Genomic DNA, 7625 nt, shown 5'->3' with positions numbered 1-7625 from the left:
TCGCATCTGTCTGCTCCTTCAGAGTTGGCGCAGACTCTACATTACGGTGAGGGATTTCGCGGGGGGCAGGTCAATACTCATGCTGCCTCGTCGTCGAGATCACCGTCGTCCTCATTGTCTCGTCCCAGGTCTTCGTGCATCGCGTCACCGCCATCGTCCGCGGGAGGCAGGCCCCCCTCGCCCGCAGGATCGTCGAAGAGCGGCATCTGGCAGGCATCTTCGAGGTTGGTCTCCGCGTGCTTGTTTGCCTTAGCCGCCGCACGTGCGGCTTCCTGCCGACCGAGGAGCCGACCCTCCAGTCCCGCGATGACCACCCGAAGATCTGCGACTTGCTCCTCGAGCTCCGCCGTAGCCGCTTCGGCCCCCTGGGCCCGAGCCGTCATCGCCTCCAATTCGTCCTCGACGGTGCCGACATCGGTCTCCCATTCGTCCAAATTCTTGCGGAGTTCTGCCACCTCCTCCGCATGTGCACGTCGGCTCACCGCGGCCGCTTCGTCGGCGGCGCGAAACGCGGCCTCCCAGAGCGCGGTCGTAAGTTCCGCGACCTCTTCAGGCATGTCCGGAACCGCGCTCTCCGCCTTGGCGCGCGCCTCCCGCTCAGCTTTGATCGCCTTGACGATCGGAGTGAGATCGCGGAACGAACAAGGCCCGATCTGTTCGCGAACATTCGCGTTGGTGATGGGTTTGCCGAGCTTTTCGAGCTCGGTCACTGCCGCCTTGGCCTTCTTTTCCAGTGCAACGATCGTCTTTTGGGTCTTGGTTGCCATCTTTGGCTCCTACCTTTGGTAATGGTAAGCGCCGGTAATACCGTTACCTGCGCTACCACCCCGGCGGGGTGGCAGGAAGTAATTGGGTGCAAGAGCGATGGACGCAAAACATCTCCACCGTTCCCAAGAGATTTCTTCGTTTGGAATTGACCGAACAGGCCAGCCGCCGTTGATTAGCACTGGTTCGACCGGCTCGGTTTCTTACTTAAAGCCCGTTTTCTTTGCGCAACTTGCGCATTCGGTCGAAGTCGATGAGGTTGATTGAACTGGTTCGTCCCTGGTGACCTCTTCGGTGGCGGCGAACGTGAAAAGCGCCGCTCAGTAGGCACAGAGGCCCTCCGGTGTCATCTCAGCCACACTGGAGTTTGCAAGTGTTTTGAGTTGCGATGCAACAGTGCGAATCCCCCAGGAGTCGTAGGTGCGCGAAGGCACATCAACGTCAGTTTCGGCGATACACTCGAACCTGGCCCGAACGAAACGGACGCCAAGGATGGGGACCGCAGCTTTCAGGACGTCTCCGGTCGTCGCATGAGCTTACCCAGTTCGGCGCGATACTCGTAACAGTGACGCGACTTCTCCTGTAGACGCTTGACGGCTTCATGGACGACTTCCAAAGGCACAATGAACCACTCTCGAGGGTGAACAGGTGTGCCAAAGCGATCCTGAATCGTAATGTCGAGACGACCGGGTGCGAAGCATCGGTGTAGGAGATTTTCGAGTGCGACACGATTGATGTCGATGAGCTCGAACTTGGCAACGAGCTCGACCTCGGCCATGAGGAATGTCGGCTCCTTCGCAGCGTTGGCGAACCGCCGTGCAATCTGCCCACCCGTTACACCGATCTTATGGATGACCTCCCGGTTTGCCGCTACCGTGGGATGATCTGATTGGCTTCGCAGAACATAGATGGTGCCAGTCTCGGTGCCGCCTCCTTCCACTGGGTCGTTGAATAGCGGCCCGGCATCCGGGTCCGTGATACGTCTTCCGGCCGGGTCCTGTGTCAGCGCCTTCTGAAGAGACCGAGTCAGCAGGTTGCTTTCGGTGCCGTTATCGAAGATCACGCGAAGTCGGCTGTCCCGGTTGCCTGACTCGTTCGTAAAAGGGTCACCGGCATGGGCGACATAGGCTGTAAGACCGTCGACGATGAAGAACCGACCCGCTTCGATTTCCGACTTCCGCTCGAACCTCAGGGTCTGCCGCGCGCCGCTCTTGATGTCCCCTCGGACAGCGTCGAACAGCGGCCCAAACCGGGCGAAATCTTCGCACGGTTGGCGGCTCGCGATGTCCTCCGGCGTTGCACGACGTTCCGCATAGGGGCGCACGTGCTTCAGATCGGTAAGGTCTGACGCATCGGAACTCACGCCCAATGAAGCAAGAAGCGCATCGTCGTCGAGCTGCGCAGGCTCTGTCGTCGTTTCCAAGACATCGGGGGCGTTGGATAGCAGGCCATATGTGTCAAAGTCGGCCAGCAAGCCTTTGCACTCAGTCTGATCGCGAAGTCGGTCGAGGCGGACCGCGTAGAGGCGCTCGAAAATGTCTCGTTCGGCACCATGTTGGGGAACGCGCCCATGGTCTTGCACGAACTTCTGGATATCCTCGAAGCCGGCGATGATCCGGGCCTCCCGGGGACTGGTCGCGGTTTTCTTCTTTTCAACGGGATCGAGGCCAAGGTCGGCAAGGATATCAAGATCTGATCGGTCAGGCATTTGCCGCCGCCTTTCGCTGGAGGAAGGCAATGCCCTCGGCCATCTGGCGTTCCCAGGCGTCCGTTGAGGTGATCGACGGGAGCCGTCCTGTCTCCTGCCTGAAACGCACGGCGCGCTCGGCAAGCATCCGCGCTTCCTCGTGCGATAGGTTGATACGCTTCTTGGCAATGATGGCAGCAACCTCCTTCAGCGTTCCCTCGTCCATTGACTTCGCCAGGATCGCCCTGGCGGTCTGGAACGGATTTATGCGGTCAATGAGGTCGATCTCGAGCTCCTTCACGTCCGTCACGTATTGCCGAACACCATCGATGAAGGCGGTGTTCGCTTTTGGCTCGTCGCCCGGTTCGTGAGCCGGCGCGTTCTTCTTTCCTTGCTGCGTCATCGCAATTGCGGCAACCGCATGCTGGCGGACAGCCTCGCGATCATCATCCGACAGCTCCGGATACTTGTCCGCTACTATGCGGCCCATCTTCACTTGCGTGAGTTCTTCTGCCGGCGTCTCATCATCAAACACCCCTTTCTCGACGGTCTGACGATCCTGGACAAACGCCGCCAGCACCTCGTTGATGTCTTGTTCGCAGATGCGCTTCGCCTCCGTGCTCTTCGGCGGCACCAGGCCCGCGATCTCCATGTGGAACTGCCCGGTCGCTTCGTTGAAGCCAACGTTCGTTTTGCCGCTCTGGTATCCCGTCTCGCCGTAGTCGAAACCCTCTTTCCTGCCTGCCGCCTTCGGAGTGAAAGTGAACTTGGGGGCGAGGACCTGTTCCATCAGGAGGCTCGCTGCGATCGCCTTCAGGGTGTCGTTTACGGCCTCATTAACCGTTTCCTCGGACGCGTCGGGTTCGGCGATCAGGTTCGTGAACTGCGCGCTGGTCTTTCCTGGCGCATCCCGGGTTGCCCGGCCGATGATCTGGACGATCTCAGTCAGAGACGAGCGGTAACCCACCGTCAGCGCGTGCTCGCACCAGATCCAATCGAAACCCTCTTTCGCCATGCCGAGCGCAATGATGATGTCCACGTGGTCGCGGTCGTCTGAATGGGTCGGGTCCTTCAGCGAGCCGATCACGCGATCCCGGCGTGCACCATCGTCGTCAACGAGATCTGCCACCTTGAGAATTGTCCCGTCGGGCCGTTCAACGAGCTGAAAGCCTGTCTTCGGATCGGCACCCTTCCAAGTCCCCAGTGCCTGCATGATATCCTCGGCCTCGCGGATTTTGTCGCCGAGGCTCTCTCGGGCGTTCACGTTCGGGATGTGGACGATCGTTTTGCGCGACGGGTCGAGCACCTCTGAAATCGCGTCGAGATAGCGGCCAGAATAGAAGTAGTAACCGATATCGAGCGACTTCAGGTAATCGTAGCCATTCAGCTGCTCGTAATAGGTGTAGGTCACTGTCTCGAACCTGGCCTCGTCGTCGGGCATCAGAACGGCCTCGGCGTCGCCGCGGAAGTAACTACCCGTCATGGCCACGATATTCGTCCTGTCCCGAGCCATGAAGTCCCTCAAGTGGGCGCCGAGCTTGTTGTCCGGGTTTGCGCTGACGTGGTGAAATTCATCTACGGCGATCAGGCGGTCGTCGAAGGCTTCCACCCCCATCTCATCCACCGCGAAGCGGAAGGTCGCATGGGTGCAGACCAGCACACGGTCATCCGACGCCAAGAACGCCTTGACCGACGCCACCTTGCCCTTGGCAACCTTCAAATCATCGGCACCAGGCGCGTTGCAGAGGTTCCACTGAGGTGCGACGGTCCAGTCAGCCCAGAAACCGTATTGCGACAGCGGGGTATCCTTGAACGATGCACCGATGGACCGCTCCGGCACGACAATAATGGCCTGCCTCAGCCCCTGGTTTTCAAGCTTATCGAGCGCGATGAACATGAGCGCGCGCGACTTGCCCGACGCCGGAGGCGACTTGATCAGTAAGTATTGCTCGCCGCGCTTCTGGTAGGCGCGCTCCTGCATGGCGCGCATCCCAAGCTCGTTCGAGGACTTCGACGCACCGGTCGCGGCATACTGAACCGAGACGGATAGGGCTGTCTTCACGTGGTCTGTCATTTCTACTCCAAGTATTCAGCGAGATCGAGTAGCTTGCCACATCTCGCCCTGTCGTCGTCCAGCGGATTGTCCACAAGATACGCGGTCATCGCATCCCGCAATCGTTGGCGATCATCTTTGCTTCCGATATCGGCGCCCGCGAATTCGGTAATCTTGATGGCGGGATGAAAGCGCTCGTTCCCGATATCGAAGTCGGGACATGACGTCTTCCGGACGAAAAGCGCCAATGCCCGCGCACCTGTGGGCGGCGTTCGAAAGTCAACGATGTATCCTTCGTCTGGCAATGTGCCGTCACTCCAGTCCCAGTATACTTCGCACAACGGTCCATGACGCCTCTGCGCCTCCGCGTCTCCGAGGTCGACCACCTCAATCTCTTCTGGATCGGTCAGTTCATCGAAGACAGCGAAGAACGAATTTTCGAAATCTTCGGGTCGCGCGCGAAGGGCTTTGACAAGAGGTTCCGGGTGAAGAACAATCTTGTCGGCTTCCTTCGCAGCCTCGCTCCGTAGGTTCCAGCGACGTTGCGCCAACGCAAGATCATCGTCGGTCACCTCCCGGCTTTCGCCCCAAAGCCTTTCGAACATCGAAGCGATTTCGGCCCGCTCGGACTGATAGAGGATATTTGCTTCGGCCCAACCGTCTTTGGCACCCTCTGCACCCAACCCGTTTGCAGACATATTCGAGGAGCCGAGGAAGGAGACGTCCCCGACAACGCCGAGCTTTACATGCAAGCCGACGTGATGTCGGACCTGAACACCGGTCTTGATCAGGCGTCTGACCTCTTCCGGATTGGTTCCGCCACCCATGAGATTGCAGGTTATCCTGACCGCCTCGCCCGAAAGACCGAGATCTTTTGCTGCCCCATCGCCCCAGTAGGCGACGGCAAGACGGGCAGCCGACTCCCTCTTGAAAGCCTTTCTCAAGTCACGTCTCAGTTCGGGTCCATCAAGAAACTTTGGCATTATGCCTTGTCCTTCTTCGCGGTCGTTTTGGTATACATGTCGAAGAGCTTTTCCGAGGCGTTCGGTGTCGTTGCGGAAGCGCCAGCCGATGTAGATGCGCTCCAGGGTTTCGTCGTTGCGAACATGGGCGGCGCAAAGATCGTCGGGCATCTTCTCGAAGTCATAGAGCTCGGCGATAGTGGCGGGGAAATGCAGGGTGCCCTCGCCTCGGCCCTTGGGATTCCCGTCATGGCGACAGTGTGCATTTTGAGGGCGCTCGACTTGTCCATGGTCCGAGGCGGCTTGATCAGCTGAAGCCGCTCGTAGCCTTTTCGGTAGGCACCCTTTTGGATGCCGAGCTCATTCGAGGTCGTCGAACTGCCCGTCGCGGCATACTGCACTGAGACGGAGGGGGCGGTTTTCACATGGTTTGTCATGTGTCCTCACCTGCTTCAATTGCGGCGGTCCAAGCGTCTTCGATTACGCGGTCCTCGGCGAGGAAGAATTCGCGACCGAGAGAGCGCCCTTCGCGGTCGAGCACGGCGATCATGGCCGCTTCGGCAGCCTTGCCCTGGATGGAGCCGGGAAACGCCGATCGCCCTTCGGCCTCGGTGGATTTCAGGACATTCCATTGAAAGGGGCCGACCGGGAGGTGCCGGTTGTGAGCTTCCCGCCTGTCCTCAGGCACCTTGGAGAATCCCGCCTTCACAATCTTGCCTCTGGCACTCGGGTCGTTGAGGAAGATGCCCGGTTTGCCGGACAGCGCCAGGACGTAGACGTGGCATGGGCCCTCAGCCTCCCTGTGTTCTGTTGGGGATTGCGAAGTCGGACCTGCGCGGCTTGGCCGAAGCACGTCCTCCGCAGGGCCGCGAATTCCATCTACCGGAGGCTGATTGAAAACGTCCACTTTTACAAAGTCGAGAGCGAGAAGCCCGCGAGCCTCATCGGCGGTCAGCGGCATGCCCTGTGCGCCGATGACCTGCGCCCGACCGGGCGTGTAGGTTTCCGGCGCGAAGTCTTCGATCAGAGGCCTGTTGTGCGGAAGAACACGCCAGGCGTTGATGACGCGGACAGCATGGCTCCACTTCCCGGCTGATCTTTCTGCACTCTCTTTCTCGGCAAAGGCGGTGCTTGGCATGTAATCCCGATCCTTTCCAAGCTCATGAGAGCATTGCAACAGGCCGATGACCCTCTGTCGCTCGGTCGGCTCCGCGCGGCTCGATCCCACTATGACAACCAGCACACCGGGTTCGCTCCGGTTGACGAAGCTCTTGCGGGTGGCTTCCTGGGTGAAACCAGTAAATCCCCATATGTCAGGGTCAAATCCGTCGAAATAGGTGATCCAGACATTGGGCGGATCGGCGTTGATTGCATCGAGCGGGGACATCATGACGCCTTCTCCTTCTTCGAGGTCATCTTGGTATACATGTCGAAGAGTTTTTCGAGGCGTTCCGTGTCGTTGCGGAACCGGCGGCCGATGTAGATGCGCTCCAGGGTTTCGTCGTTGCGGTCATGGGCGGCGCGGAGGTCGTCGGGCACCTTCTCGGGGTCGTAGAGTTCGGCGATGGTGGCTGGGAAATGCGCCTCGCGGGCGAGCAGGATGTCCTCGGCGCAGCGGGTGAGGTTGGCTTTGTCAGTCTCGGTGAGCTTCGGGACGGGGAAGGTATGCCAGCCGAGAGTATTGGAATAGCGGAAGTCAGTTTTCATTTTACCGCAGACGGTCGCGATCCAAATGAGGTGTAGACGCGAGGCAATTAAAGCGAGGTTCCAGAGTGGAGCATCCAAAAGGGCGAATGCTTCACTCTGAACCGCCCCCAGTTTGCCGGAGGCAGATTACTTCATCTCATGCGACCATATCTAACGTGTTGAACTGTGCATAGTACCTCTCTTCTGCTTCAGCGGGTGGGATATATCCGATAGGCTCAAGCAGGCGGCGATTGTTAAACCAGTCGACCCATTTGAGCGTTTCCCATTCGACGGCGGCCATGGTTTTCCATGGACCAAGCCGGTGAATGACCTCAGCTTTGTAGAGACCGTTTATCGTTTCGGCCAAGGCATTGTCATAGGAATCGCCAACGCTGCCAACAGAGGGTTCGATCCCTGCCAGGGCCAATCGCTCGGTATAGCGAATGGACAAATATTGCCCGCCGCGGTCCGA

General features: G+C 59.2%; 7 protein-coding genes. All 7 read right to left on the bottom strand.

The genetic code is table 11. The features are described 5' to 3' along the window. Positions 1 to 77: 77 nt before the first annotated feature. Positions 78 to 767: a DNA-binding protein gene (locus Q4577_RS23325; protein WP_303473296.1), complete on the bottom strand. Its 690-nt coding sequence runs from the start codon at positions 765 to 767 to the stop codon at positions 78 to 80. A 506-nt stretch (positions 768 to 1273) separates the two neighbouring features. Then, a complete protein-coding gene (locus Q4577_RS23320) occupies positions 1274 to 2473 on the bottom strand; it encodes a GIY-YIG nuclease family protein (protein ID WP_303473294.1) in 1200 nt (399 codons plus the stop codon). Then, positions 2466 to 4526 (bottom strand): DEAD/DEAH box helicase, encoded by a 2061-nt coding sequence (locus Q4577_RS23315; RefSeq protein WP_303473292.1) that lies wholly within the window; start codon positions 4524 to 4526, stop codon positions 2466 to 2468. Before Q4577_RS23315 ends, Q4577_RS23320 begins: the two co-directional genes overlap by 8 nt. Before the next feature lie 2 nt (positions 4527 to 4528). Next, positions 4529 to 5638 (bottom strand): phospholipase D family protein, encoded by a 1110-nt coding sequence (locus Q4577_RS23310; RefSeq protein ID WP_303473290.1) that lies wholly within the window; start codon positions 5636 to 5638, stop codon positions 4529 to 4531. Positions 5639 to 5900: 262 nt separating this feature from the next. Further along, positions 5901 to 6857 carry a hypothetical protein gene (locus tag Q4577_RS23305; RefSeq protein WP_303473288.1) on the bottom strand — a complete coding sequence of 319 codons (957 nt, stop codon included), beginning with the start codon at positions 6855 to 6857 and terminating at the stop codon, positions 5901 to 5903. After that, a complete protein-coding gene (locus Q4577_RS23300; RefSeq protein WP_336623656.1) occupies positions 6854 to 7285 on the bottom strand; it encodes a type IIL restriction-modification enzyme MmeI in 432 nt (143 codons plus the stop codon). The genes Q4577_RS23305 and Q4577_RS23300 overlap by 4 nt, the downstream gene beginning before the upstream one ends. A 25-nt stretch (positions 7286 to 7310) precedes the next feature. Then, a partial coding sequence (locus Q4577_RS23295; RefSeq protein ID WP_303473405.1) for an integrase core domain-containing protein occupies positions 7311 to 7625 on the bottom strand: 315 nt, incomplete at its 5' end.

Origin of the sequence: Marinovum sp. 2_MG-2023 (genome assembly GCF_030548265.1) — a bacterium.
Lineage (GTDB): Bacteria > Pseudomonadota > Alphaproteobacteria > Rhodobacterales > Rhodobacteraceae > Marinovum.
The sequence above is the reverse complement of the archived record's forward strand: the minus strand, read 5'-3'. Positions and strand labels throughout refer to the sequence as shown.

Coding starts and splice junctions, on each gene's coding strand:
- Q4577_RS23310 (WP_303473290.1), bottom strand. CDS start 5,638: ATGCCCGACGATCTTTGCGCCGCCCATGTTCGCAACGACGAAACCCTG.
- Q4577_RS23315 (WP_303473292.1), bottom strand. CDS start 4,526: ATGACAGACCACGTGAAGACAGCCCTATCCGTCTCGGTTCAGTATGCC.
- Q4577_RS23320 (WP_303473294.1), bottom strand. CDS start 2,473: ATGCCTGACCGATCAGATCTTGATATCCTTGCCGACCTTGGCCTCGAT.
- Q4577_RS23325 (WP_303473296.1), bottom strand. CDS start 767: ATGGCAACCAAGACCCAAAAGACGATCGTTGCACTGGAAAAGAAGGCC.
- Q4577_RS23305 (WP_303473288.1), bottom strand. CDS start 6,857: ATGATGTCCCCGCTCGATGCAATCAACGCCGATCCGCCCAATGTCTGG.